Annotated in this window: 27 protein-coding genes and 1 pseudogene; 11 read left to right on the forward strand and 17 right to left on the reverse strand. The window is 48.9% G+C overall.

Annotated features, from left to right (window positions below; genetic code table 11):
* Positions 1-98: 98 nt before the first annotated feature.
* Entirely contained in the window at positions 99-2213 is a 2115-nt protein-coding gene (locus tag D5E69_RS21150) for a (Fe-S)-binding protein (protein WP_159130222.1), read from the reverse strand.
* A gap of 269 nt (positions 2214-2482) precedes the next feature.
* Here D5E69_RS21150 and cls point away from each other — a divergent pair, with 269 nt between their 5' ends.
* Genes cls through D5E69_RS21165 form a run of 3 tightly spaced genes read left to right on the forward strand, consistent with a single transcriptional unit; the run spans position 2483 to position 5337 of the window.
* On the forward strand, positions 2483-3688 hold the full coding sequence (cls, locus tag D5E69_RS21155) for a cardiolipin synthase (RefSeq protein WP_159130223.1): 1206 nt from the start codon (positions 2483-2485) through the stop codon (positions 3686-3688).
* A gap of 13 nt (positions 3689-3701) precedes the next feature.
* Positions 3702-4655 (forward strand): UV DNA damage repair endonuclease UvsE, encoded by a 954-nt coding sequence (uvsE, locus tag D5E69_RS21160; RefSeq protein ID WP_048004818.1) that lies wholly within the window; start codon positions 3702-3704, stop codon positions 4653-4655.
* Between the two features lie 34 nt (positions 4656-4689).
* Complete coding sequence (locus tag D5E69_RS21165) at positions 4690-5337, forward strand: Dph6-related ATP pyrophosphatase (RefSeq protein WP_063191446.1); 648 nt, start codon at positions 4690-4692, stop codon at positions 5335-5337.
* A gap of 150 nt (positions 5338-5487) precedes the next feature.
* On the opposite strand, the gene D5E69_RS21170 is transcribed toward D5E69_RS21165, so the two are convergent.
* On the reverse strand, positions 5488-5883 hold the full coding sequence (locus D5E69_RS21170) for a hypothetical protein (protein WP_213085567.1): 396 nt from the start codon (positions 5881-5883) through the stop codon (positions 5488-5490).
* A 211-nt stretch (positions 5884-6094) separates the two neighbouring features.
* On the opposite strand from D5E69_RS21170, the gene D5E69_RS21175 reads away from it, so the two are divergent.
* The 3 genes from D5E69_RS21175 to D5E69_RS21185 are packed head-to-tail and all read left to right on the forward strand — an operon-like array spanning position 6095 to position 6634.
* Positions 6095-6244, forward strand: coding sequence for a hypothetical protein (locus D5E69_RS21175; RefSeq protein ID WP_159130225.1), 150 nt, complete (start codon positions 6095-6097; stop codon positions 6242-6244).
* 45 nt (positions 6245-6289) lie between these two features.
* Complete coding sequence (locus D5E69_RS21180) at positions 6290-6439, forward strand: hypothetical protein (protein WP_159130226.1); 150 nt, start codon at positions 6290-6292, stop codon at positions 6437-6439.
* A gap of 45 nt (positions 6440-6484) precedes the next feature.
* Positions 6485-6634: a hypothetical protein gene (locus tag D5E69_RS21185; protein WP_159130227.1), complete on the forward strand. Its 150-nt coding sequence runs from the start codon at positions 6485-6487 to the stop codon at positions 6632-6634.
* Positions 6635-6780: 146 nt separating this feature from the next.
* Here the strand turns inward: D5E69_RS21185 and argS are convergent, their stop codons facing one another.
* From argS to speE, 4 genes are all read right to left on the reverse strand, one after another.
* The gene (gene argS, locus D5E69_RS21190) at positions 6781-8451 is read right to left on the reverse strand and encodes an arginine--tRNA ligase (protein WP_159130228.1); all 1671 of its coding nucleotides are present in this window, start codon (positions 8449-8451) and stop codon (positions 6781-6783) included.
* 4 nt (positions 8452-8455) lie between these two features.
* Complete coding sequence (locus D5E69_RS21195) at positions 8456-8905, reverse strand: YwiB family protein (RefSeq protein ID WP_053072050.1); 450 nt, start codon at positions 8903-8905, stop codon at positions 8456-8458.
* 236 nt (positions 8906-9141) lie between these two features.
* Complete coding sequence (gene speB / locus D5E69_RS21200) at positions 9142-10011, reverse strand: agmatinase (RefSeq protein WP_048014303.1); 870 nt, start codon at positions 10009-10011, stop codon at positions 9142-9144.
* Between the two features lie 63 nt (positions 10012-10074).
* Positions 10075-10905: a spermidine synthase gene (speE, locus tag D5E69_RS21205; protein WP_048014304.1), complete on the reverse strand. Its 831-nt coding sequence runs from the start codon at positions 10903-10905 to the stop codon at positions 10075-10077.
* A gap of 320 nt (positions 10906-11225) precedes the next feature.
* Between speE and D5E69_RS21210 the strand changes: the two genes are divergently transcribed.
* Positions 11226-13295, forward strand: a complete 2070-nt coding sequence (locus D5E69_RS21210) for a transglycosylase domain-containing protein (RefSeq protein ID WP_048004810.1) — start codon at positions 11226-11228, stop codon at positions 13293-13295.
* A 158-nt stretch (positions 13296-13453) separates the two neighbouring features.
* On the opposite strand, the gene D5E69_RS21215 is transcribed toward D5E69_RS21210, so the two are convergent.
* Together D5E69_RS21215 and D5E69_RS21220 are read right to left on the reverse strand one after the other, a co-directional pair.
* Positions 13454-13960 (reverse strand): YwhD family protein, encoded by a 507-nt coding sequence (locus tag D5E69_RS21215; protein ID WP_048004809.1) that lies wholly within the window; start codon positions 13958-13960, stop codon positions 13454-13456.
* 35 nt (positions 13961-13995) lie between these two features.
* Positions 13996-14625 (reverse strand): site-2 protease family protein, encoded by a 630-nt coding sequence (locus D5E69_RS21220; protein WP_048004963.1) that lies wholly within the window; start codon positions 14623-14625, stop codon positions 13996-13998.
* A 229-nt stretch (positions 14626-14854) separates the two neighbouring features.
* Here D5E69_RS21220 and thmT point away from each other — a divergent pair, with 229 nt between their 5' ends.
* Positions 14855-15040 (forward strand): 2-hydroxymuconate tautomerase, encoded by a 186-nt coding sequence (gene thmT, locus D5E69_RS21225; RefSeq protein WP_048004808.1) that lies wholly within the window; start codon positions 14855-14857, stop codon positions 15038-15040.
* Between the two features lie 80 nt (positions 15041-15120).
* On the opposite strand, the gene D5E69_RS21230 is transcribed toward thmT, so the two are convergent.
* From D5E69_RS21230 to D5E69_RS21240, 3 genes and pseudogenes are all read right to left on the reverse strand, one after another.
* The gene (locus D5E69_RS21230) at positions 15121-15624 is read right to left on the reverse strand and encodes a YwgA family protein (protein ID WP_159130229.1); all 504 of its coding nucleotides are present in this window, start codon (positions 15622-15624) and stop codon (positions 15121-15123) included.
* A gap of 48 nt (positions 15625-15672) precedes the next feature.
* A pseudogene (locus D5E69_RS21235) lies at positions 15673-16973 on the reverse strand (HD domain-containing protein).
* Between the two features lie 1146 nt (positions 16974-18119).
* Positions 18120-19403, reverse strand: coding sequence for an IS110 family RNA-guided transposase (locus tag D5E69_RS21240; RefSeq protein WP_048007797.1), 1284 nt, complete (start codon positions 19401-19403; stop codon positions 18120-18122).
* Between the two features lie 753 nt (positions 19404-20156).
* On the opposite strand from D5E69_RS21240, the gene D5E69_RS21245 reads away from it, so the two are divergent.
* Positions 20157-20906: an RsfA family transcriptional regulator gene (locus tag D5E69_RS21245; RefSeq protein WP_048004805.1), complete on the forward strand. Its 750-nt coding sequence runs from the start codon at positions 20157-20159 to the stop codon at positions 20904-20906.
* Between the two features lie 40 nt (positions 20907-20946).
* On the opposite strand, the gene lipL is transcribed toward D5E69_RS21245, so the two are convergent.
* Positions 20947-21798 carry an octanoyl-[GcvH]:protein N-octanoyltransferase gene (lipL, locus tag D5E69_RS21250; protein ID WP_414130893.1) on the reverse strand — a complete coding sequence of 284 codons (852 nt, stop codon included), beginning with the start codon at positions 21796-21798 and terminating at the stop codon, positions 20947-20949.
* Positions 21799-21893: 95 nt separating this feature from the next.
* Complete coding sequence (gene pta, locus D5E69_RS21255; RefSeq protein ID WP_048004803.1) at positions 21894-22865, reverse strand: phosphate acetyltransferase; 972 nt, start codon at positions 22863-22865, stop codon at positions 21894-21896.
* 291 nt (positions 22866-23156) lie between these two features.
* On the opposite strand from pta, the gene hemQ reads away from it, so the two are divergent.
* Together hemQ and gerQ are read left to right on the forward strand one after the other, a co-directional pair.
* Positions 23157-23903: a hydrogen peroxide-dependent heme synthase gene (gene hemQ / locus D5E69_RS21260; RefSeq protein ID WP_048004802.1), complete on the forward strand. Its 747-nt coding sequence runs from the start codon at positions 23157-23159 to the stop codon at positions 23901-23903.
* 217 nt (positions 23904-24120) lie between these two features.
* Positions 24121-24570: a spore coat protein GerQ gene (gene gerQ / locus D5E69_RS21265; protein ID WP_048004801.1), complete on the forward strand. Its 450-nt coding sequence runs from the start codon at positions 24121-24123 to the stop codon at positions 24568-24570.
* A 46-nt stretch (positions 24571-24616) separates the two neighbouring features.
* Here the strand turns inward: gerQ and D5E69_RS21270 are convergent, their stop codons facing one another.
* The 4 genes from D5E69_RS21270 to D5E69_RS21280 form a co-directional block, all read right to left on the reverse strand.
* The gene (locus D5E69_RS21270; RefSeq protein WP_048004800.1) at positions 24617-24988 is read right to left on the reverse strand and encodes a DUF423 domain-containing protein; all 372 of its coding nucleotides are present in this window, start codon (positions 24986-24988) and stop codon (positions 24617-24619) included.
* 33 nt (positions 24989-25021) lie between these two features.
* Positions 25022-25306 (reverse strand): YwdI family protein, encoded by a 285-nt coding sequence (locus tag D5E69_RS21275; protein WP_048004799.1) that lies wholly within the window; start codon positions 25304-25306, stop codon positions 25022-25024.
* A 100-nt stretch (positions 25307-25406) separates the two neighbouring features.
* Positions 25407-25538 (reverse strand): hypothetical protein, encoded by a 132-nt coding sequence (locus D5E69_RS23730; protein WP_372907019.1) that lies wholly within the window; start codon positions 25536-25538, stop codon positions 25407-25409.
* 112 nt (positions 25539-25650) lie between these two features.
* Complete coding sequence (locus D5E69_RS21280) at positions 25651-26316, reverse strand: uracil-DNA glycosylase (protein ID WP_159130230.1); 666 nt, start codon at positions 26314-26316, stop codon at positions 25651-25653.
* Positions 26317-26330: the final 14 nt, after the last annotated feature.

Consider the following 26330-nt stretch of genomic DNA (forward strand, 5'->3'; position numbering starts at 1 on the left):
CGCTCGCTCACCAACTGACCAAATGAAGAGGGACTGAAAACGTCCCTCCTTCTTCATTGTACTTGAAATTAATTCCTTTTCAAACCTTTTTTACTAGATTAAGAGGCGGCTTGATCCGGACCGCTTCCACAAACGGCTTTCTCAAGCAGTTCTGCTACATCCAGGGTCGATACCGTTTCTTCCACTTCCTTTGCCTTCGTCCCATCAGACAGCATGGTGAGGCAATATGGACAGCCGGAAGAGATGACAGAAGGTGCGACAGCAAGCGCCTGCTCTGTACGCGATACGTTCACGCGGTGCCCTGCGTCTTCCTCCATCCACATGAGTCCGCCACCGGCTCCGCAGCACATGCCTTTTTCACGATTCCGGTCCATTTCAACCAACGTCACGCCGGAAATGGCTTTGAGGATCTCACGCGGCGGATCATATACTTCATTGTAGCGCCCGAGGTAGCAGGAGTCATGGAAGGTGATCGTTTCCCTCACTTCATACGTTGGCTTCAACCTGCCATCCCTCACCAGTTCGTACAGGAGTTCTGTATGGTGATAGACTTCCGCTTCGAGCCCGAAGTCCGGGTACTCATTCTTAAAGATGTTGTATGCATGCGGATCGATGGTCACGATCTTCTTCACGTCGTTCTTCTCGAACTCTGCGATATTCTGGCCTGCAAGCTCCTGGAACAGGAATTCATTCCCGAGGCGGCGAGGCGTGTCACCGGAGTTCTTCTCCTTGTTACCGAGGATGGCGAATTTCACACCCGCTTCATTCATCAGCTTGGCGAAGGAAAGGGCGATCTTTTGACTGCGGTTATCGAATGAACCCATGCTTCCGACCCAGAAGAGGAATTCGAACTCTTCGCCGGCCTTCTTCAGTTCCTTGACCGTCGGGATGTGAACATCTTCGCGAGCTTCACGCCAGTTCTCACGTTCCTTCCGGTTAAGACCCCACGGATTCCCCTGGCGCTCGATGTTCTGCATCGCACGCTGGGCGTCGGAATCCATCTTTCCTTCCGTCAGGACAAGATAGCGACGGAGGTCGATGATCTTATCGACGTGCTCATTCATGACCGGGCATTGGTCTTCACAGTTACGGCAGGTCGTACATGCCCAGATCTCTTCTTCCGTGATGACATCCCCGATGAGGCTGGGGCTGTAGGCAGATGCCGAAGCCGCTTCTTCTGCGGCAGCAGTCGCCCCTGCCATGGCTAGCTGGTTCCCCTTCGTATGATTGAAGGCAAATGTCGGGACCCACGGTTTTTTCTGCGTGACTGCAGCCCCGTGATTCGTCAGGTTGTCACGCAGCTTCACGATGAGATCCATCGGCGAGAGCATCTTACCTGTACCCGTCGCAGGACACATATTCGTACATCGTCCACACTCCACACACGCATAAAAATCGATCATCTGCGTCTGGGTGAACTCTTCGATCTTCCCAACACCATAGCTTTCGACCGTTTCATCTTCAAAATCGATGGCTTTCAGCTTGCCGGGTGGATCAAGACGGTTGAAGTACACATTGGCCGGTCCTGCAATCAAGTGAGCGTGCTTGGATTGAGGCACGTACACAAGGAATGCGAGAAGGAACAAAAGGTGAATCCACCAGGCGACGTAGAAGATCGCGACAGAGGCCGTTTCCCCGATTCCACCAAGCGCTCCCCCAATGAGGGATGCAACCGGCTCCGTCCATGAAAGTTCTTCAGCGTGCCAGATCAGGCTCATGCCGTTCCCGACAAGGACTGACAGCATGAGACCCCCGATGAACAGGAGCACGAGGCCGGACTTGAATCCACGCTTCAAACGCACAAGTTTCTCCACATACCGGCGATGGAAGGCCCATACGACGGCGACCAGGATCATCAGCGTGACGATCTCCTGGAAGAAAGTAAAGCCGGGATACAACGGACCAAGCGGCAGATGACTGCCCGGTGCTAAGCCCTTCACGATGAAATCAATGGCACCGAATTGCACAAGGATGAATCCATAAAAGAACATCACATGGATGATCCCGCTCTTTTTATCCTTTAGTAGCTTTTTTTGACCGAATACATTCACCAGGATCTTCTGGAAACGCTCTTTGAAACGTTGATCGAACTCTACTTTCTTTCCGAGCTTGATGAATTCTATTCTTGTTTTCACTACATAGACGAACAAACTGATTGCGTAGACAGTCACCAAGATGAATGCAATCCAGTTCACGATCAATAATCCGTTCATGGAACAAACCCTCCCCCTTCTTTGGTCCAGTTCCGCGCGAACTTTTCAAACCAAATAAATATTCTGAATAATCCTTACCTCCATTATATAATGAATGAGCATTCAGTCAATGATTTTTCTTTATTTTTGAAAACCTTTTCATTTCCTTCGTTGCAGGATCCATCCCCGCCAGGTTTCCACCGTCATACGAAAGGGAAAAGAAGAAAGGATGCAAAGGAAATACCTCGTACGGACATACTAATAAGAACTCGAATGAGAGAGTGATGTAGATGTGGTGGATCATAATCATTGGAATACTATTCATTGCGGCTGCCTGGGTGGCAGTCGATTTTAAACTGGGAAGACAACATTTCATCCGGACGCGCATGAAACGCGATTACACGGTACGCGAGAGCGATATCCGGCTCTTTTCGAGGGGACCGGATCTTTTTGACACGATGTTCAAAGAAATGAAGATGGCGACCTCGTCGATCCATGTGCTTTTCTATATTGTCCAGGATGACCATCTCGGCTTCCGGTTCATGGACCTGCTCATGGAAAAGGCAAGGGAAGGTCTGGAAGTGCGACTCCTCATGGATCAACTCGGGAGCTTCAGCGTTTCTAAATCAAAGGTCAGGGAAATGAAAGATGCTGGCGTGGAGGTTGCCTTTACACAGAAAGTAAGGCTCCCCTACCTCTTCTTCTCCTCCCAACAGCGGAACCACCGGAAGATCACCGTCATCGACGGGGTCATTGCCTACATGGGTGGCTACAATGTCGGGAAAGAGTACATCGATGAGAACGACAAGCCAGAGCTTTCTCCTTGGAGGGATTATCATCTGAGGATCGTAGGTGAGGGCGTGCATGATCTGCAGACGGAGTTCACCATTGATTGGTACCGTGGCTCCCGAAAGCAGATCGAGGATGATCCGAAATACTTCCCTGAACCGGAGAAGGGTCTGATCAAGCATCGGATCTTCCCTACAGAAGGAGTCAACATCGAAGATTTCTTCCGGGAATTCATCGACGAAGCCAAGGAAGAAATCATCATCGGGACGCCCTACTTCATCCCTACTCCCATCTTGATGGATGCCCTTTGCCGCGCACTCGACCGTGGCGTTGATGTGTCCATCATCGTCCCGGACAATGCCGACCATATGATCGTCAAAGAGACCGCCTTCCCTTATTTCAGGGAGCTTATCCCAAAAGGTGCGAAGGTTTACCAATTTCTGAATGGCTTTTATCATGCGAAGATTCTTGTCATCGATGACCACTTCTGCGATATCGGCACGGCCAATTTTGATCAGCGGAGCTTTTTCATCAATTTGGAATTGAACAATCTGATCTTCGATAAGGCCTTCATCGGTACGCTTAAAAAAGAGATCGCGAAGGATATGATGGAATCGGACCTGCTTTCAGCAGAGGACCTGTCGAACGTATCCGTCATGACCAGGATCAAGGAAAAGATCGGCGGAGCCATATCAATCTTACTCTAGGAGGGATCGCCTGATGAAGATACGCTTCGGATTCGTGGCCAACTCCCTCAGCCTGTGGGATGCAAGCCCAGCCAAAACGATGACATTCAAACGCTACACGGAGCTTCCAGCCTCCGAACGGATGGATAAATTGAAGGAAGTGACCGCACTCAACCTGTACCATACGAAGCGGATCCTCTACTTCTGTGCCTCCCATGAAATCGAAGTATACCGGCTCTCGAGTTCCCTCGTACCCCTCGCTACCCATCCAGAGGTGGAATGGGACTTCCACGCACCGTTTAAAAATGAATGGAAAGAACTTGGAGACCTGATCCGGAAATTCGGGATCCGTGCAAGCTTCCATCCGAACCAATACACCCTTTTCACCAGTCCCCGGGACCATGTAACGGAAAACGCGGTCAAGGATATGATGTACCACTACCGGATGTTGGAACTCATGGGCATAGAGGATCAAGGCGTCATCAACATCCACATCGGCGGGACCTATGGGGACAAGGAAAAAACCTTGGAACGGTTCCATGAAAACCTTAAAACGCTCCCGGATGAAGCACGCAGGGTCATGACGCTCGAGAATGACGACAAGACCTACGACGCTGGCGAAACGCTGGCTGCGTGCAAACAATCGCACATCCCCATGGTCCTCGATATCCATCACCACGAGGCGAACCTAAGTGAACAGCCGCTCGAGGATCTTTTACCGGACATCTTCAACACCTGGCATCACCGGGATTTAGTACCGAAAATCCACGTCTCTTCCCCAAGATCGGAGAAGGCGTTCCGCTCCCATGCCGATCTCGTCGACTCATCCTTTGTCGAGGGCTTCATGAAACAGGTGAAAGAGCTCGATCAGGACATCGACATCATGGTGGAAGCAAAGCATAAAGATCTCGCCATGCTGAAGCTCGTGGAGGACCTTTCCTCCATCCGGGGTGTCAAACGCATTTCCGGTGCCTCCCTTACCTGGTGAGTTTGATATACTGGGAAGAAAAAGGATGATTCCCATGACCAAAATATGCCTGTCCTGGAGCGGGGGACGCGACAGCATGATGATGCTGGACAAAATCGGAACCGCTCATGGACTACTGACCACGTTCCAAAAGGCCTCTTCCACGATGATGATGCACGAGGTCCCCCTGGAGCTTGTAAAGATCCAGGCTGAAGCCCTGGGCATCCCCCTATATCCCGTTTTATTCGAAGATACGCCGTCCAATAAACAATACGAAGAGACCATGGGCACAGCCGTCCATGGGCTTTTGCATGAGGGCTTCACCGAGATGGCGTTCGGTGACCTCTTCTTAGCCGAGATCCGGAACTATAGGGAGAAGCAACTGGAGTCGTCTGGACTGCAGCCCGTCTTCCCTTTATGGGGAGAGGACACGAAAAGCTTGTCTAAGCGCTTCATCCAACGCGGCTACCGGGCCATCATCGTCTGTGTGGATGAAGAGCAGCTTGATTCTTCCTTTTTAGGCAGGGAGTATGATGAATCTTTCCTCCAAGACCTGCCTGAACATGTGGACCCCTGCGGAGAAAACGGTGAATTTCATTCCTTTGTCTTCGACGGCCCCCTCTTTGCATTCCCTGTACCGTTTTCCATTAAAGGGACGTTTCAGAAGTGGGAGCGGTTTGGATATGTGCGTTTGGAAACTTGAGGTCCATCCTTCAGACAGTGGAATGTAGAGTCTGTGCTGGACTTTCCCATGCACAGGGTGACCCGAACTGCCTACACACTGGAACCCGGGCAACTGCATACAACAGGAGGTCAGGACTTCTTGGTTCGCCTTCAAAAGCAATGGGCTATCTTACTTGGTATTGATAGAAAGAGCATATATGCCGTCCCCTTCCGGCCACTCAGCTCTAATGACGTATAGGAATGCCCCCTTTTCATCCGGTAGGTTAATGGTACGGCCGGCAATTCGTTTAAGATCCACGTCTTCATCCTCCCAAACGCCAACCTCAATCAAAGTCGGCTCCTGTTCAAACTCGATCGATACTGTTTCCCCTGCTTCTACCTCATTGGTCCCATCGACAAGGTCAGGAATAGAAGGAGCGTCAGACGCAACCGCCCTTTTATTTTCCGACCAAGTAAACGTACCCAACGTATACGACAAGTCCTCTTCCCCCGCAGAAATGATCAGATCAGGCGGCTTCAAATCATCCCAATCCGTCACCCCACACCCCGTCAAAAAACACAACACAGCAAACACACATAGATACTTCCTCATCATCCACCCCTCCGTCTCTTATTGAATGATCATAACAGGAAAATTATTACACATCAAAGAGTACCTACTCACTCCCCGAGGAAAGCAGGCGGCCGCAGCGGAATGAAACGGTCCTGATTCCACCTTGTTCCTCATCTAAAGCAGATAGTAGCCTTCACAACCTCCTCCATCACTACACAGTGCAATGCAGCGAAAACCGGCCGACTCCTTCGGAAATAGAGGAAAGCTCGAGACCCCGGAAGCGCAGCTGAGGAGGCTCGACTCACTCCCCGAGGAAAGCAGGCGGCCGCAGCGGAATGAAACGGACTTTGATTCCACCAAGATCCTCTTCTAAAGCAGAAAGGCATCATGCCTACCTACTCCATCACCACAGAGTGCAATGCAGCGAAGGCCGACTGACTCCTTCGGGAATAGAGGGAAGCTCGAGACCCCGGAAGCGCAGCTGAGAAGGCTCGACTCACTCCCCGAGGAAAGCAGGCGGCCGCAGCGAAATGGAACGGACCTTGATTCCACCAAGATCCTCTTCTAAAGCAGAAAGGCATCATGCCTACCTCCTCCACCACCACAAAGTGCAATGCAGCGAAGGCCGACTGACTCCTTCGGGAATAGAGGGAAGCTAGAGACCACGGAAGCGCAGCTGTGGAGGCTCGACTCACTCCCCGAGGAAAGCAGGCGGCCGCAGCGGAATGAAACGGACTTTGATTCCACCAAGATCCTCTTCTAAAGCAGAAATGCATCATGCCTACCTACTCCATCACCACACAGTGCAATGCAGCGGATTGAACGGCCCCTATTCCCACATCTCTCCATATCCACAACACAAAAAAACGAGCACGCTCCAAAACGAAGCGTACTCGCTAAATAAAAACCTTACATTTTCTCCGGTGCAGAAACCCCAATCAATGCCAAAGCATTCTGAAGCGTAATCCGTACCGTCTTCACTAGCGCCAGACGGGCCGTTGTCAACTCACGGTTCTCCCCATCAAGAACTTTATTCGCATTATAGAAGCTGTGGAAAGCCGAAGCCAAGTCATTGATGTAATTGGCCATGCGGTGAGGCGTACGTTTCTCGGCTGCATCCGCGATCGTCTGCGGGAATTCACCAAGCTTCTTCAATAGATCGATCTCTTTCTCCGTCCCGATAAGGCTCAAGTCCACCTTGTCTTCAGACGCAAGCCCCTGCTCCTCAGCCTGACGAAGGATACTGCAGATCCGCGCATGGGCATATTGTGCATAATAAACCGGGTTCTCATTCGACTGGGAAACGGCAAGATCCAGATCGAAGTCCATATGCGTATCCGCACTTCTCATCGCAAAGAAATAACGAACGGCATCGAGGCCGACTTCTTCTACCAATTCACGAAGCGTCACGGCTTTACCTGTACGCTTGCTCATCTTCATCTTCTCGCCGTTCTTGTACAGATGGACGAGTTGGATGATTTCCACTTCAAGCTTGTCGCGGTCGAAGCCAAGTGCCTCGACAGCAGCCTTCATACGAGGGATGTAGCCGTGGTGATCTGCTCCCCAGATGTTGATGAGGACATCATGGCCGCGGTCGAACTTATCTTTATGATACGAAATGTCAGGGGTCAAGTACGTGTACGTACCGTCATTCTTGATCAACACACGGTCTTTATCGTCCCCGAGTTCAGTTGATTGGAACCAGGTCGCTCCGTCTTTTTCGTATACGTGGCCGTTGTCTTTAAGCGTTTGTAGGGCAGCATCGATCTTCCCGTTATTGTAAAGGGATGTTTCGGAATACCAGACGTTGAATGGTACACGGAACATTTCCAGATCCTTTTGAAGCTTCGCCATTTCAGTCTTCAAACCGTATTCACGGAAGAACGCATAGCGATCCTCTTCACTTGCTTCTGCGTATGTGCGGCCGTACTCGGCAGCGATATCCTTCCCGATCTGGATGATATCGGCACCGTGGTACCCATCCTCAGGCATGGCTTTGTCTTCGCCGAGTGCCTGGAAGTAACGTGCTTCCACTGAGACAGCAAGGTTATGGATCTGGTTCCCTGCATCATTGATGTAATACTCACGCGTTACCTCATAGCCTGCCTTCTCGAGGACGTTGCATAGGGAATCACCGACAGCAGCTCCACGGGCATGACCAAGGTGAAGGTCACCGGTAGGATTGGCGGATACGAATTCCACGTTCACACGCTCTCCGTTTCCGGCATTGGATTGTCCATAGTCATGGCCTTCATCAAGGATGACAGGAATCAAGTCGTTGAGGTAGGCATTGTCCATGAAAAAGTTGATGAAGCCCGGTCCTGCGATGTCCAGCTTCTCGATGGACGCTTTGGATTGATCAAAGTGGTTGATCAGCTCTTCTGCAATCATGCGTGGAGCTTTTTTTGCCACCCGCGCGAGCTGCATCGCCATATTCGTGGAATAATCCCCGTGGGTTTTATCCTTCGGAGTCTCCAGGATCACATCAGGGATCTGGTCTTCAGTGGCAAGTCCCGCTTTAATGACAGCGTCCTTGATTTCAGCTTTCAGTTTTTCTTGCACGTTTTCAACAATATTCATGGGTCTACGCTTCCTCCTTGTAATGAATGGACATGATATACTCTCCAACCGGATTGCCTTGCATCTTCAGTTGATAGGTGAGATTGAAATCCCCTTCAAGGGATGTATCCATCTGTGTGTGGGATAGGGAATGGGTCTTGGTGGTCAATAACAGTGTCCCCAACTGACTTTCATACGAGCCATTCTGTTCTTCCTCTTCGTTGAAGGCCATCCTCATCTTGACGGCTCCGCTACGGAGGATCAGGGCCTGACGGTCGGTCAGCTTGACGATCGTATTGGTGGTGCCCTCTTCTTGTACCTCATCGTATTTCAGGAAAACGGCTCCTGCTTTCTCATAATATCGGCCGAACGAGATCAATTCATATGAATCGCTCTCTTCCCCGATGGTAATCTTCGTTTTCAAGTGAATTTTGACAGGGGTGGAATCGGTCGGTGAAGCTGTCAAACCACTCACATCCTTTTTAGTATGCTGTATTGGTGCTATGTGTAATGGCTCAGATCGGTCTTGTCTCACCTGAACCATTGAATCGTCTATTCATTGGACTCGGCTGCCTGTTGGAGCCTGCCCTCTAACTTATTAATTATAAGAACTATCCTGATAAAATGCAATGGAAGGTCCGGGATTTCGGTGAGGATATGAGGAAAAAGCCCCTTGGACCGGAGTCTCAAGGGGCTTAGGAAAATCATTGATTACATCCAGCCGAGAAGCATTTCACGGATCAGCTTGCTCGCTGTGTTGGCCGTTTGCTCGGATGGGTCATAGATCGGCGCAACTTCCACCAGATCTGCACCGACGATGTTCACTTCAGAACGGGCGATTTCATGAATGGACGCAAGAAGTTCTTTGGACGTGATGCCTCCAGCATCCACTGTACCCGTGCCCGGAGCATGGGCCGGATCAAGGACATCGATGTCGATGGTGACATAAACCGGACGTCCCGCGAGTGTCGGCAGGATTTCCTTAAGTGGTTCCAGGACTTCGAATTTTGAGATATGCATCCCATTTTCCTTCGCCCATTGGAACTCTTCTTTCATACCGGAACGAATCCCGAAGGAGTACACATTTTCAGGTCCGATATGCTCAGCGATCTTGCGGATCGGAGTCGAGTGGGAAAGGGGCTCTCCTTCATACTCTTCACGAAGATCGGTATGGGCATCCATGTGGATGATGGCAAGATCCGGATGCTTCTTGGCTACGGCTTTCATGACCGGCCACGATACAAGATGCTCCCCACCCATGCCGAATGGTGTCTTCCCATCTGCCAGCAGACCATCGATGTAGTCTTCGATCATATCCAGACTGCGCTGGGCGTTCCCGAATGGAAGGGGGATATCCCCTGCGTCGTAGTATTTTACTTCTTCCAGCTCACGATCAAGGTAGGCGCTGTACTCTTCAAGTCCGATGGAAACCTCGCGGATACGGGTTGGGCCGAAGCGTGAACCCGGGCGATAGCTGACGGTCCAGTCCATCGGCATGCCGTACAGGACGACTGAACTTTCTTCATAAGAAGGATGACTCTTAATAAATACATTGCCTGAATAGGCTTCATCAAAGCGCATGGTGTTCTTCCTCTCTTCAAGAAGGACGGACCCTGATTCGGAGGTCCGTCCTTTTCATTTGTTTTATTCTGTCAGGTCTTTCACGAATTTAGGCAGGACGAATGCTGCGTTGTGTAGCTCTTTCGTGTAGTACTTCGTTTCGATTTCGTGGAAACGCTCTGCCGGTACGTCTGTCGGATCGTATTTCTTTGAACCGATCGTGAATGCCCACATGCCGCTTGGATAGGTCGGGATGTTCGCAGTGTAAAGACGCGTGATCGGGAAGATCTCTTTCACGTCCTTTTGTACTTGGCGGATCAGGTCTGCTTTGAACCATGGGTTATCACACTGAGCGACGAAGATCCCGTCTTCTTTCAGCGCTTTGGAGATCCCAGCATAGAAGCCTTTTGTGAAGAGGTTCACGGCAGGTCCTACAGGTTCTGTTGAATCGACCATGATGACGTCATATTCATTTTCACTTTTGGCGATATGCATGAATCCGTCACCGACTTGAACATCGACACGTTCGTTTTCAAGTTCTCCTGCAATCTCTGGAAGATACTTCTTGGAATACTCGATGACTTTTCCGTCGATATCAACCAATACCGCCTTCTTCACGCTTGGGTGCTTCAACACTTCACGGATGACACCGCCATCTCCTCCACCGACGACCAGGACGTTCTCGGGATTGGGATGGGTGAAAAGGGGTACGTGTGCGACCATTTCATGATAAACGAATTCGTCTTTCTGACTTGTCATGACCATTCCGTCTAGGAAAAGCATGTTCCCCCATTCTTCCGTTTCGGCCATTTCAAGATATTGAAAATCCGTTTGCTCCGTATGTAAAGTCTTCTTGATCTTCATCGTGATCCCGAAGTTATCCGTTTGTTTCTCTGTATACCAAAGTCCGCTCATTTGTTCTACTTCCTTTCCTTGTAAAGTATGGCTGCAGTAAAGGTATGCTGCAGCAGGCTCTATTGTTCAGTCCCTAGACCGGTTGTCTTCATTGTCCAACATTATCCTTCCCTTTCAGGATAAATACAAACATGAGAAAAAGTATAGTGGAAACTCGCAAAAATTCAAGTGAAATTTTCAGGAACATTCCACACTCCCCGAATAGGAAGTGAATATTCGACTGATGATGTTTAAAACCCCTCAAATTATCTCATACTACTAAATAAGAAAGGCAGGTTCTGATAGATTCTGCTTGAGAACGACAGAAAGAGGGGGAAGGAATGGAGACGATGGTCAAACAATTCGGTAAATCGAAAAAATATATCAGGCTGGCAGCAGCCGCTTGCCTTGCCATAGTGGTACTCCTCCTATTGATGCTCCTTGCCATACTCATTTACGCCAAAGTAAAAGGTCCACCCCCGCTCGCTGTCCCCCAGGCCAGTCTCCTTTACGGAGAAGACGGGTCGGTGATCGGTGAAACGAATACGGGCGAGAAGCGATACTGGGTCGACCTTGATAACATATCTCCCTATTTGATCGAAGCGACGATTTCCGTCGAAGATAAACGGTTCTATGAGCACTACGGCTTCGATTTCAAACGGATGGGAGGCGCAGCCCTTGCTGATCTGAAGGCGATGAGCAAGGTGCAGGGGGCCAGCACCATCTCCCAACAGTACGCCCGGAATCTCTTCCTCTCCCATGATAAAACATGGAAACGAAAGATTTCCGAAGCGATGTACACCTTGCGCATCGAAATGAATTACTCCAAGAAAGAAATCCTTGAAGGCTATCTGAATACGATCTATTACGGTCATGGCGCCTACGGAATCCAGGCAGCGAGCCAGTTCTACTTCGGAAAAGACGCGAAGGATCTCACCCTTGAAGAAGCGGCGGTTCTCGCCGGGGTTCCGAAGGCCCCTGTCTACTACTCACCGATCAGCCATCCTGACAACGCGGGTAAAAGACAGGACCTTATCCTGGATTCCATGGTGGAAGATCGTCGCATTACGCAAGAAGAGGCCGATTCTGCCAAAAACCATAAGCTCGCCATTACGGGTACCCATCCGAATCAGACGGCGAATGTCGCACCCTATTTCCAGGATGTCGTCAAAAGCGTGCTTCATTCAGAGCTTGGGATCGATGAGCGCACGATTGAAATGGGAGGGTTGAAAGTCTATACAACCTTGAATCCCGATCACCAGAAGATTGCCGAGAGAGTCGTGGCTGAGCAGATTCCACAGGATTCCGACCTTCAGCTCGCATTCGTCTCGATGGATCCTTCTTCAGGGTACGTATCGGCAATGGTCGGAGGCAGGGATTATGAACAGAGCCCTTTCAACCGTGCCGTCCAGGCCATCAGACAGCCCGGATCCACGATCAAGCCGCTCCTTTACTATGCAGCGCTGAAAGAAGGCTATACGCCGTCGACCAGGATGAAGAGCGAGCCCACCTCCTTCACCTTCAATGACGGAGAGTCGACGTATGAACCCCATAATTATAATAATCAGTACCCCAATGGGGACATCACGCTTGCGCAGGCCATCGCCCTTTCCGATAACATCTACGCGGTCAAGACCCATCTATTCATCGGCCAGGACACGCTGCCGAAAACAGCCAAGGAACAGTTCGGAATCACGACGGATATCAAAAAGTACCCATCCTCTGCCCTCGGAACATCCGGCGCCAGGGTCATCGATATGGTCAACGCCTACAATATGTTTGCCAACGGTGGATACAAAGTGAAACCCGTTTTCATTACCAAGGTGGTGGACTATTCAGGGAAGACGATTTACGAGCATGCTTCCAAGAAGGAACCTGTCCTTGACCATGATCTTGCTTTCGTCATGACCCATATGCTGACCGGTATCTTTGATCCGAAGCTGAACGGCTATGCCAATGTGACCGGCACCCAGATCATCGGAGATGCCACCCGTCCCTATGCCGGGAAATCGGGCACGACGGACACGGACAACTGGATGATCGGGTTCACCCCTCAGCTGACGGCAGGGGTGTGGACCGGATTCGATAAAGGCGAAGAAGTCAATCTCGCCAACGACAAGTATTATGCGAAGAAAATCTGGGTGAACTTCATGGAACAGGCCCTGAAGGACGAGCCCATCAAAAGCTTCAAACCGACGAAGAATGTAATCGGAGTGGCAGTGGATCCACAAAGCGGAAAACTTGCCACCAAGGACTGTCCCGTCCAGCGTTTCACTTATTTTGTGAAAGGGACGGAGCCGACCGACTACTGCCAGACCCATCTCCGTGACGGGAATCATGGCAAAGAGCATCATCCCCCATCCAAGAAGCGGAAGCCATGGCTGGACCGGTTCAAGGAATGGATCTTTTAGACAGACAAAAAAGAAAGACCCGGATCTGTGCGTGATCCGGGTCTTTCCATGTCCTAGTTCATGTGCAAACTGTGCTTTCATTTTACTTTTATTCTCAACAAAGTACAAGATAGGAAAGTCACATAGAGTAAATGTTCACATTTTGTTCACAAACGCTTTCATTGGCTTAACAGTGCGCTTTTCAGCTCATCCTTCGAACGATCCCACATCCCCTGATCATGATTCTTCAGGAACGTTGCGAGGACGCCCTTGGACTTTTCATCCATCTGTTCGACGATGATATGGCGTTTGATCGACTTATCCATGTGGTTCACGTGCTCCGGCATGGATTTATAGCCCCTTCTCTTTTCCCTGTTCACCACAAGCTCACAAGCTGTCACACCTGCATAGTAAGGACCGTCTTCCATCCGGTCGATCGTCACCCATATCAGCCAATAATTTTTCCCGCCTGCCGAATCTTCCCTGTTATTCGTAAACTTGATGCCCTTTTCAATGGGGCTCCGTGCATGCATGGCTCCGACTTCGATGGTGGCTTCGCCTGCTTCCACGTCGATCATGACGGGTGATACATTGTCCAGACTGAGGGCGCCGACACCGTATCCTCCATGCCCATCCGTCGGGTCATTTTTGATGATGTTGAATCCGATATTTTTCTTCTTCTCCATCCTGTCTCACTCCTCTATACTTCAATTGATTTTGACTACGAAAATAGTGAATAGATTGCCGTGAAAATGCTGTTAAACGTTTGATTCACCGCGGCAATCCCGTTGAAAAGCAACGGTCTGATCGTATAGTTCCCCAATGGGGTAATGACGAGTACGATGAAAATCAGTGCACCATACTGCTCATACTGGCTCATCTTTGAACGCACATGGGGCGGTGCCAGATCCTCTATCACCCGGTATCCGTCCAACGGCGGAACCGGTATCAGATTGAAGACGAACAGCAGGACATTTAAGTAAACCATCATCTGTAGAAGATTCACGATGAACGACGGGACCGCGAATCCACTGACGCCAATGAAGAAAAAGAACAGGGCGTAAGCGATGAAGGCCACTAGAAAGTTGCTGAGCGGGCCGGCAAGGGACACAAGGATCCCGGCAAGCTTCGGATTTTTAAAACGCGAACGCTGGACCGGTACCGGTCTTGCCCACCCGAAACCTGCGATCAGGAGCAGAAGCGTCCCGATCGGATCTAGATGCTGAGCCGGATTCAGCGTCAGGCGTCCCTGATCCTTCGCCGTATGGTCGCCGAAGCGGTAGGCTACATACGCGTGGGCAAACTCATGGACCGTGAACCCCACGACGAGGGAAATGATGACAAACGGCATCTCGTTCAGCCGAAAAATGGAAATGGCTTCAAAAAGCTGACGGAATGTTTCCAAGGTATGTACTCCTTTATCTGTTTCATATATTTTCTTATTCCCCAGTATACAGGAAAAGTCCTGCATCCGTAGGCTGAATATGTCTTGCCTGTCCAAGCGTTACCCGATACAGTTAAGGTATAGGCAAAAGCCTATCACAGATTGTATCAAATTCAAAAGCAGGGAGCGAATGTAAATGCCTTATGTTACCGTGAAGATGCTGGAAGGACGCACCGATGATCAGAAGCGCGCACTCGTTGAGAAAGTGACGGAAGCCGTCAGCGAAACGACCGGTGCACCTGAAGAGAAAGTCGTCGTCTTCATCGAGGAAATGACCCCTAACCACTACGCGTCAGGCGGCAAGCGCTTAAGCGACCAATGAACCATGACGGCCCTATGTTGCGGCCGTTTTTTCTTTGCCCAACATAAAAAAGGACCGCTTCAAGCGCAGTCCCCTCCATCCTAGTGAATGACCTTTTTCAAGCTTTCGATGTAGGCATAGGCCTCATCCACTTCTTCATTCGTATACTTTTGTTTGCTCTTCAGGGTGAAGACCTTTTCCGCCACTTCTTCTTTCGGCAAGGTATCAAAGTAAAGGACCGTCGATACGAGCTCAAGGAAACGGGCCGATTGACCGTTCATATCCGTTAAGCAATCCTTGAGGAACGGCATGTCCTTTTCATAGATTCTCAAAAAGTCCTCCCCTTCTTCCGTGACGGAGTAGCGGTATTGATAATAGCCGCCCTTCTTCTCCTTCACTTCCGAGATGAACCCCATATTGCATAATTCTTCCACTCTGAGAGTCAGTTCCTCTGAATAGGGACCATAGAAATGAAATTCAAAGCGCTCCTGAAACGGGAAGGCCAGCTTCTTCGCGATGAAGATCATCTTCTGAAGCTTCTTCCTCCCGATCACTTCTCCCGATGCCATGAAGGCGCTCATCAATTTTGCGTGTTCTTTCAACAATGTACGTCATCTCCTACTCCTAGTATTGCATGTCTAGCCACCGTGTCGTCATGTGAGTTCTAAGATGCTGCGAATCTGTCTTTTTATATTCTTCTTCGTGGATTCGTCATAGAGAAGATCCACTGGATAGTATAGTTTATGGTCTGTCCGGCGCTTCCCGGAGATGGAATCGACGATATCCGACTGCCTTGAAAGCTCCCTCAGCTCATCGTTCTTCATCAGAAGGTGAATCGGAAGGCGTTCCTCCTCTTCACCGGGACGGTAAAAGTCGTACGGCAGATCTGATGAGGAATCGACAACAAGATAGTAGTCGGGATCGATGCCTGCTTTTTTGAAGAGGGCTTCGAGTTCACTATGCTTCTTGTATTCCTTAGCCGGGTCGAATTCGACGTATTTGAACAGGTTGCGATTCATGAACCGCTCGCACAGGTCGCGGAGGATCGGGTCTTCTTCTTCCTGCCAAATCTGAAAATAGTACGTGATGACCCCTTCATCAAGCTTCAGGTAATCCTCCAGGGAAACATCCCCTGGAACAATGAATAAAAGTGGATCGGTTCCTGTTTGAAGGAATAGGAATCTTCGTAAAGCTCCTTCGCCCTATGTAAGATCTTCGTCAGGATTACTTCCGCACTCCGTGTGACGGGGTGGAAGTATACCTGCCAATACATTTGATAGCGGCTCATGATGTAGTCCTCGACGGCGTGCATCCCGCTCTGCTTGATGACGACCTGATCTTCACGCGGTCTCATGACACGAAGGATCCGCTCCATATCGAAGTGGCCGTAGCTTACTCCGGTGAAATAGGCGTCCCTCTGCAGATAATCCATGCGGTCAGCATCGATCTGGCTGGATATGAGGCTGACGACAAGTTTATTCTTATAGGTTTTAGCAATCACTTCCGCGACATGTTTCGGGAAGTTCTTTGACACTTTTCTCAGCACTTGGTTGACCTCGGTGTCCCCAAGGATGATCGCCTGGGTGAAATGCTCGTGATCCATATGGAAGACCTTTTCGAATGAGTGGGAGAACGGTCCATGCCCAAGGTCGTGCAGCAGGGCGGCACAAAGGGATAAGAGGCGCTCATCGTCGCTCCATTCTGGTCTTCCAGCGAATACATCATCAATGATCCTGCGGATGATTTCATAGACTCCGAGGGAATGGTTGAAACGGCTGTGTTCCGCACCGTGGAAGGTCAAGTAGGTAGTTCCCAGCTGACGGATCCTGCGAAGGCGTTGAAACTCTTTTGTTCCAATCAAATCCCAGATCACCCGGTCCCTTACATGAACGTATCGATGAACAGGGTCTTTAAATACTTTTTCTTCATGTAATTTCTGCTTGGCATACTCCATCTTTTACCCTCTTCCTAACTAGCATCTTTCTATTATAGCGGCTTTTTACCCACGATTCATCTCGAATCGTGTCGAAAAAAATAGGTAATTGTCTTCGAGGCTTTTCATTCCTGATGTTTTGGGGATGAAATTTTTTTGTGATTCTGACCCCTCTTGACAGGAGTAGAGAACCGCTGGTTTTTGAATCGTTCTGCATTGTTCCTATATTTCCTTTTTCTGTTTGGTGCAAACCTGTTTGTTGGATTTATGGTGGTTCATAGTTATTCTGGATGGGACGTTCCATTCCGCTTCGGGACCGGCTTTCCTCGGGAGGGCGCCCGAGCCTCCTCGTGCCTGCGGGGTCTCGGTCATCCCTCTTTTCCGAAGGAGTCCGGATCCCTTCGCTTCTTTTCACTCTTGGTGATACTTTGATTCCCTTTTTTCATTCATTGTTTCCGCCTAGTTCGTTTTTGGTTCTTATTCATTGGTGTGATGGATTGGGCGTTTCATCCCGCTGTGGGACCGGCTTTTCTTGGGAGGGTGTCCGAGCCTCGTCGTGCCTGCGGGGTCTCGGTCATCCCTCTTTTCCGAAGGAGTCCGGATCCCTTCGCTTCATTTCACTCTTTGGTGACATTTTGATCCCTTTTTGCCATCGTTTCCGCCTAGCTCATTTTTGGTTCTACTTCATCGTCGTGCTGGATTGGGCGTTTCATCCCGCTGTGGGACTGGCTTTTCTCGGGAGGGTGTCCGAGCCTCCCTCATGAAAATTCAGTAGTTCTTATTATTCCTCGGTTTTTCTCAGGTTTTCGTTTGGGTTCAAAAGAGGCGACATAGTACAAGTAAACAGATCCATCCATATTTAAACATATATGGAAACACACTGAGCGTTTGAAGAAACTTGGCGTCTTTTTTTCCATTAATAGGTACTAACTTATGATCGCACTATTGGATCTCCACATACGACATGGCGGTGGACCCTCCCATTTCTCTCAGCGTCTATGCGCGTAAATTCCTTCGTTCGACCTGACCATGTGTGGTTGCCGGATATGCTCCTCGGGTGGGTCTATGCCCTAATGCTCGGAATAGTGACCGGCTTATCCGTGCTTCTTTTGATCACCTAAGAAACCATTAAAAAACCAAGAGATATTGATTGCTGAACCTCATATGTTAAGCTGCCTGCCCGTCTCTCATATGAGGGATATCGCGAAGCATATGTTCCTCACTAAACGCACACTTTCGTGTGCCTATTACAAATAAGACCTTAATCAGTTTACGTCCTAATGCGACAAAAGACTGTTTCCCTTTAAGAGGATTCGTTCGACGGTGTTTATAATACTGATGAAGGGCTTTAAAGGCGTCATTATGAAAAGTTAAAGGGCGGGCGACTTGATACAGAATCGAACGCAACCTTCGTCGCCCACGCTTAGTAATGGTCGTTTTCCCTCGATGTGTGCCGGATTGGTTCATCATCAAATTCAGTCCTGCTAATTTAATAATCTGTCGTGGATCTTTGTAATTTGATAAGTCACCAATCTCGGCAAAGAAACCAACAATGGTCATCGCTCCCACGCCATTGATCGCCATCATAAGATCTGCTCCAGGAACCGTGAGAACCAGTTCTTCAAGTTCTTCTTTCAGGTTGTCCAGACGTTCGTTTAAGGACTCATACTGATCAACGAGATAGCGAAGCTCTTCACGAGCCATTCGGAGACCTACGGTCATTCCAACACTGGAGTCAGCTGCTTTCTTTAAGTGGCGCATACGCGCCACCCCTACATTTTTGGTCCCTAATGCCTTTACGTCGTATAGAAGTTCCTCTTCTGTCTTCTGTCGAATATCTGTTGGAAGATAGCCTAACTTCAGAATTGCCATCGCCATTTTTCCATTCCACTTCTTAAACACCGTCATGAATTCAGGGAAATACCGATCCAGAAGGTTATGGATCTGTGCTTTGATGGAAGAGAGATCTTCTTGAATGATGTCAAAGAGTTTCACGCCTTCACGTAACTCGGCATAGATGCCTTCTGGCAAGGTAGGCTCATGATACCGCCCTGCCCTCATGACTTGGGCGATGACCTTCGCATCCTTAGTATCATTTTTGGTAGGCGAGTCATCATCCAGTTCTTTTGATTTCTTAACCTTCATCGGATTTACCACCACAGGGCGCTCGCCCTGTGATTTCAAGAAGTAAGCTAGATTCATCCAATAATGTCCCGTGGGCTCCATCCCCAACATCAAGTTCGGACGGGATGTGTCCGCACTTAATTGTCGAGCCCACTCTAGTAACAATTGGAAGCCTTCTAACGAATTCGGAAAAACCAGACGCTTCGATAAGTCGATTCCTCGATCATCAATAGCCCTGGCGACGTGTTTATGCTTGGCGATATCAATGCCGATGATTAAAGTCTGTTCATTAATTTGATTAAGTCGTTCATTTTGTGTAAAATCCATAGTTGAAGTCTCCCTTCGGTACTTAATTCGAGGTCATGCGCATGACACTCTCTATCGTACCAAGGGAGCTTTTTTTATGCACATCGCTAAAATCCCGCTTTATCCTCATAATCTTTTATAACAGGAATGCTCCTCGTGCCTGCGGGGTCTCGGTCATCCCTCTTTTCCGAAGGAGTCCGGACCCCTTCGCTTCATTTCACTTTTTGGTAGGACTCAGGATCTCTTTCTACACTTTTCGTTATTTTGCAAAATGAACATGTCACTTTAGGTTATAAGTTTGATTTCATTCTTTCTCGCATTCTTTTACTTACATTAGCCGTCTGACCCTGTTTGTCTTCTGCTGTCTGTGATCAGTATGGAACACCAATATGCTCTTCTTTATAAACAATAAAACTTCCTTCTTGGTGAGGAAAGTTTTGGGTTATTTGAGTCGGTGCGCGGGCTTCTCCACAATGGGTTTAGCAGGCCGTGCTGATCTGTGTTGAGAGTTATGCAGGTAGGCGGTGCAAAGTCTGAAATTCAGATGGCCTAGCCATCTGGAATTGGCATTGATTTGTCCTTTTCAGACGGTTTTTCTACCTTTGATCCAACACCGTTCCATACGATACTCTTTTCGGCTTTGTTTTGCAAGGGAGGTTCACCCAAGCAACGAAACTAGCAGACCAGAATTTTTTTTAGCATATTCGTATAAAAATGGTGCGAGCTGTCAAAGATGATATCAACGACATATTACTATATGGGGGTTGAGAGGAAATGACAGTTAAATCAAGACAAGATGCCTGGACTGAAGAAAATGATCTTTTACTGGCAGAAACCGTCCTTCGTCACGTGCGTGAGGGCAGCACTCAGCTAAATGCATTCGAAGAAGTGGGAGATCAGTTGAATCGTACGTCGGCAGCATGCGGATTCCGTTGGAACGCAGTGGTGCGCCATCAGTATGAGAAAGCTCTTCAACTAGCAAAAAAACAGAGAAAGCAGCGCCATCGAATTCTGGGGAAAGATCAAGGTGGGAAGAAGAAGCTATTGTATCAGCCGCCTGCACCTTCCTTCGATGATCTGGATGCTATGTCTCTATCAATGCCGGAGGATGATGTTCCCTTCTCCCTTGATGAGTTCATCCATAAGCCCCAGTCAGAGGAAACAGGACAGCCGGAACAACCGGTACATGAAGCAGTACCCGTTGCCTCTAAAGGCGAAATGAGCATCGAGAAGGTCATTGCGTTCCTGCAACAGTACGCCCTTTCCAATTCCGATGTATACAAGATTGAGAATCAGCGTTTAAAGGGTGAGATCCATGAGCTCAGAAAAGAAAATGAGGCATTGGGTAAAAAGGTGAATGAGCTGGAGAACAACACAGTGACCATGCAGGAGGATTATGAAACCCTCATGCAGATCATGAACCGGGCACGTAAGCTGGTCCTGTTTGATGAGGATGAAGCTGCAAAATCACCGCGCTTTAAAATGGACCGCAACGGCAACCTGGAAAAAGTGGCAGAAGGTTGATAAAAGAGGGTGGCCCCGACAAACAATCGGGTCCACCCTCTTATTTCATTCCGAGTACCTTCGCATTCCTGTCTACGACGCGCTCGTAATATGCTTCATACATGGCGTATTCTTCCCCTTGGAGGGATGAATTGTAAAGCTGCCCGCTGAATGAGTGGAGGGACGTCAGGAACCTCATCATCACATCCTGGACCGTGAGCTCGACCCCCAAGAGTTCGGCAAGGCTCGCCATGACGCTTGGGTCGATATCAGGGAAGGTGAATTTCGATGGTTCACCCTGCAGCCCCACCTCGTAGAACCGGCGGATGAGCTCTGCACGTTCCGAGCCGCTTCCGTTGACGCAAAGGTAGATCTGGACCGCCACGCCTCCTCGGATCCTGCGCTGGGAGATGCCGGCGAACTTCCGGTCGTCGATACTCAGGTCATAGCCGCCGGGGCAGTAGGAGCGGGTGATTTCTTTCGCTTCGATCTGCCCGCTTACTTCCGGGAACATCTCTTTGACGAGAAGCCACATGGCATCATATCCCCTGTTGATGTCGATCCCCTTTTCCGAATCGGGGAAGACGAGGGATAGGTTGAGGACCCCCTCATCCAGGACGACGGCAAGGCCTCCTGAGTTCCGGACAATGTAGTGATACCCGGCTTCTTCAAGCACTTCAAGGGCATCATCCAGAAATGGGAGTTTGGTGTCCTGGATGCCGAGGACCACGGTCTGGTGGTGGACCCACGAACGGGCAGTGGGGTCGGAGTCTCCTGATCCCGTGACGGTGCATAGCGTATCATCCATCGCGAACGACTGCAGGGCACCGAAGACCGGTCCGAGGCTCGATTGATCAATCACCCTCCACCGGTCTTGGCGGAGGAGCTCATATACTTTATCTTTCTCCATCATGTTTCTCCTTCGTATATCTTCGATTTGTCCATTATAGCATAGCGCCCATAAAGCAAAAAAGACCGGTTCCCACCGTGGGAACCGGTCTAAAGCTCTTACAGTGCTTGAGCTGCCGTGATGAGGGCAAGCTTGTACACGTCTTCTTCATTACAACCGCGTGAAAGGTCGTTCACCGGCGCGTTCAATCCTTGAAGGATCGGTCCAACCGCTTCGAAATTACCAAGGCGTTGAGCAATTTTGTATCCGATATTCCCTGCTTCAAGGCTTGGGAATACGAAGACGTTGGCATTTCCTTGGATGTCTGCACCTGGAGCCTTTTTCTCTGCAACGGATGGAACGAACGCTGCATCGAATTGGAATTCTCCGTCCACTGTGATGGAAGGTGCTTTTTCTTTTGCAATGGTTACGGCGTCAACCACTTTTTCTGTTTCAGGTGATTTAGCAGATCCTTTTGTTGAGAAGCTCAACATGGCAACACGGGGATCGATATCGAACATTTCCGCTGTTTTTGCACTTTCAATGGCAATTTCAGCAAGATCTTGGCTGTCAGGGGAAATATTGATCGCGCAATCTGCAAATACATATTTCTCTTCTTCACGTACCATGATGAAGACGCCTGACGTTTTACGCACGCCTTCTTTTGTTTTGATGATCTGAAGGGCAGGGCGCACAGTGTCTGCTGTTGAATGAGCCGCTCCGCTTACAAGACCATGAGCTTGTCCAGTATATACAAGCATGGTTCCGAAGTAGTTTCCATCAAGAAGGATCTTTTTCGCGTCCTCTTCCGTCGCTTTGCCTTTGCGGCGTTCAACGAATGATTTCACCAAATCATCCATGCCTGCAAACGTTGCAGGATCAATGATTTCGCAGCCTGCGAGTTTTACATTCTGTTCATGTGCCTTCGCTTCGACCTGCTCTTTGTTTCCGATCACGATCGGCGTCAGGATGCCGTCTGCAGCAAGGCGGGAAGCGGCAGTAAGGATGCGCTCGTCAGTGCCTTCAGGGAAAACGATCTTCAACTCTTTACCTTTTACTTTATCTGTCAATGTCGCAAATAAATTACTCAATAGAGGAACCTCCTTGATTTATACATATCCAATCTTAGAATACTCTTCTCATAGAGGAATTCAAGGGAAACTCGATTTGGTATCGCTTCCACTATAAAATTCTTTGTTTTCAAAAAACGATGCGCTCTTCCTTTACCCGGAATCTCTATGAATACTCATATAGTCTGTTCCCTCGTGTTTCCCTTTATCCCTGATTGTGCCATTTTTACGACATTCAAGTATGGGTATGCGCTTTCATTGGTGAAACTATGATATAGTAATGGATGGATATTGATTAAAGGAGTGATCAAGTTGGCAGAACCGGCACAAACATTGGATGGTTGGTATTCCCTTCATGATTTCCGGGCAATCGATTGGACGACATGGAAGATGCTCTCCAGCGAAGATCGTACGGAAGCCATTGCGGAATTCCACCGCTTTTTAGATAAGTTGAACAGCACACAGGATGCGAAGGAAGGCAGCCATGCCCTCTATTCGATCGTCGGACAGAAGGCTGATTTCATGCTGATGATCCTGCGTCCTACCATGGAAGAACTGAACGAGCTTGAGAACGAGTTCAACAAGTTGAAGATCGCTGAGTTCACCGTTCCGACATTCTCATATGTCTCAGTAGTCGAATTGGGTAACTATATGCCTTCAGAAGGCGATCCTTATGAAAATCCTTATGTGAAAGAGCGACTATACCCGATCCTACCGAAGGCGAATCACGTCTGCTTCTATCCGATGGACAAGCGCCGCCAAGGAAACGATAACTGGTATATGCTCCCGATGGAAGACCGTCGCGATATGATGAGGAGCCACGGGATGATCGGCCGTCAATATGCCGGCAAAGTGAAGCAGATCATCACGGGCTCTGTCGGTTTCGATGACTACGAATGGGGCGTCACGCTGTTTGCAGATGATGTCCTTCAGTTCAAAAAGCTTGTTTACGAAATGCGTTTTGACGAAGTCAGTGCACGTTACGGGGAATTCGGTGCTTTCTATGTCGGGAACCTTCTTCCTGAAGAAAAGATCGAAACATTCCTGCATGTGAACTAAACCAAACGCGTCCCGGAACCTTTTCCGGGACGCGTTTTCTTATGTAAAAAGCTCCTTTCTCCAATCAATAGAGGATTTACATGAATAATCCCCTTTTCCTCCTCATACAGTGAATTAGTGAGACAGTCAGGTACCGTAAATTCTAAAACGGTCCACAAAGTATAGGAATCAAGGTGCTGATTGATGGGCATCTGGAGAATAAAGGGAGGTCAACGCGTTGTCTAATTATCCTAACTATGGGCAAGGATACAACCAGTATAATCCGTATAGTCAGTATGGAGGCCAGCAGAGTCAGAGTCAGGGACAGAACTTCAATATGCCGCAATCAGGGGGGAATTACATCCCTTCCCCGACAAACGCCCCGGCACCATCGTCACAGAACGTTCCCGGTATGCTTCCGATGGAAGAATCGTACATCGAGAACATTCTCAGGTTGAACAAAGGGAAAGTCGCCACGGTATATACCACGTTTGAGAATAATAAAGAATGGAATGCGAAAGTCTTCAAAGGAATCATTGAAGCTGCTGGGCGGGATCATCTCATACTCACCGATCCACAGACAGGCATGCGCTATCTTATCCCGATGATCTACTTGGATTACATCACGTTTGATGAAGAAATCGAGTATGAATATCCATATGCTCAAGGATATTCACCTCGAAGATAATGAAAAAGCCGTCATCCTCCGTGGATGGCGGCTTTCCATATTATCATTATAAATTTTTCGTGGCAAAAATGATCAGGAGCACCCAGGCAGCAAGGAAGCTGACACCTCCAAGCGGTGTGATGGCCCCCAGCACCTTGATTCCTGACAGACTCAATACATACAGGCTTCCTGAGAAAAGAATCGTTCCGATCAGCATCAACCAGCCTGACCATGATAAGAGAGAGCTTGGTGCAAGGTTTCCAAGCATGACCCCAATGATCAGGATCCCGATAGCATGGAACATCTGATATTGAACACCTGTATTCCAGGTCTCAATATATTTGGCGGAAATCTTTCCTTCTAGGGCATGAGCACCGAACGCGCCAAGTGCCACGGATAGGAAAGCATTTATCGCTCCGATGATGATGAATGTCTTCATTGCTCTTCGTCCTTTCTTTATTTGAAGCTTTTATTAGAAATCAAAAAGGGATGAACCATTCGCACCATCATCCGTTTCCAGCGGCTCTTCCTTCTGGAGGGAAACCGGCTTGGATATCGGTTCCGGCTGCGGGATATATTGAACGGCTGACTGTTGGAAAACCGCAGGTGCTTCTCCCGCCTGCTCTTCGAGGAGCAATTCGCACATCGCCTTGATGGAATAAATGTGTTCCCGGATCTGGCTGGCCTTTTCAGCATTCCTTGCCTTCCCGATCTCCATCTCCATCTTCTTGATTAAAGACTGATGAGGGATATTCATGTTGTCGTACTCCTTTCAACATCCTCATGAATTCGTTTACCTACTCCATAATCCTAATTGTTCGTGATGAAATTAGCAACTGGTCGGACCCTTCGTTTTCTCAACGAATTTCAAGCAGGGATGTCCTGAGGATTGGTGGACAACAGCCGAGGGCATCGACTTCGTTTTGAAGCCGTATCCCCTGCAGCCACGCGGATGCGCCGGTTCCCAGGTTGTATAAAAATAGGCGCATTGAAAACAGTTTACTTGCGTCGCCTTTGACTTCATTCCTCCACTTCCTTTTCTAAACGTTCACAGAATTGTAAGGAACCCTTCTCCTCACTGGATGTTTCACGTGAAACAAGCTAGTCGATGCACCAATCGATCTCCGGGATATGATGTTCTTTCAAAAACTGATTCGTTCTGGAATATGGTTTGCTCCCAAAAAAGCCTCGATGTGCTGACAGCGGACTCGGATGCGGAGATTTAATGATGAAATGGACGGATTGATCGATCAATTTTTCTTTTGCCTGAGCAGGTTTTCCCCACAAGATGAATACGATCGGCTTATCCCGATCATTCAACATTTTGATCACATGATCCGTCAGACGTTCCCATCCATTGTTCCGGTGGGAGTGAGCTTCCCCGTCCCTCACCGTCAATACCGTATTCAAAAGGAGGACACCATCTTTTGCCCATTTTACCAACGAACCATGTTCCGGCACAGGGCAGCCGATGTCGCTTTCAAGTTCCTTGTACATATTCCGCAGGGACGGGGGAATCTTTACCCCTTTCTTCACGGAAAAGCTCAGTCCCTCTGCTTGATTCGGTCCATGATAGGGATCTTGGCCGAGCAGGACCACCTTGACGTCGTCATATGAGGTGTAGTGGAATGCATTGAAGATATCGAACATGGGCGGGTATACCGTATGCTCGTCATATTCTTTCTTCAGCCACTCCCTCAGGGACCGGTAATAGTCCTTATTCAACTCATCATCTAACAAATCCGCCCAGTCATTTTGAAAAATCATGCCAGACTCCTTTC

This window comes from Rossellomorea marisflavi, assembly GCF_009806575.1.
GTDB classification, from domain to species: domain Bacteria; phylum Bacillota; class Bacilli; order Bacillales; family Bacillaceae_B; genus Rossellomorea; species Rossellomorea marisflavi_A.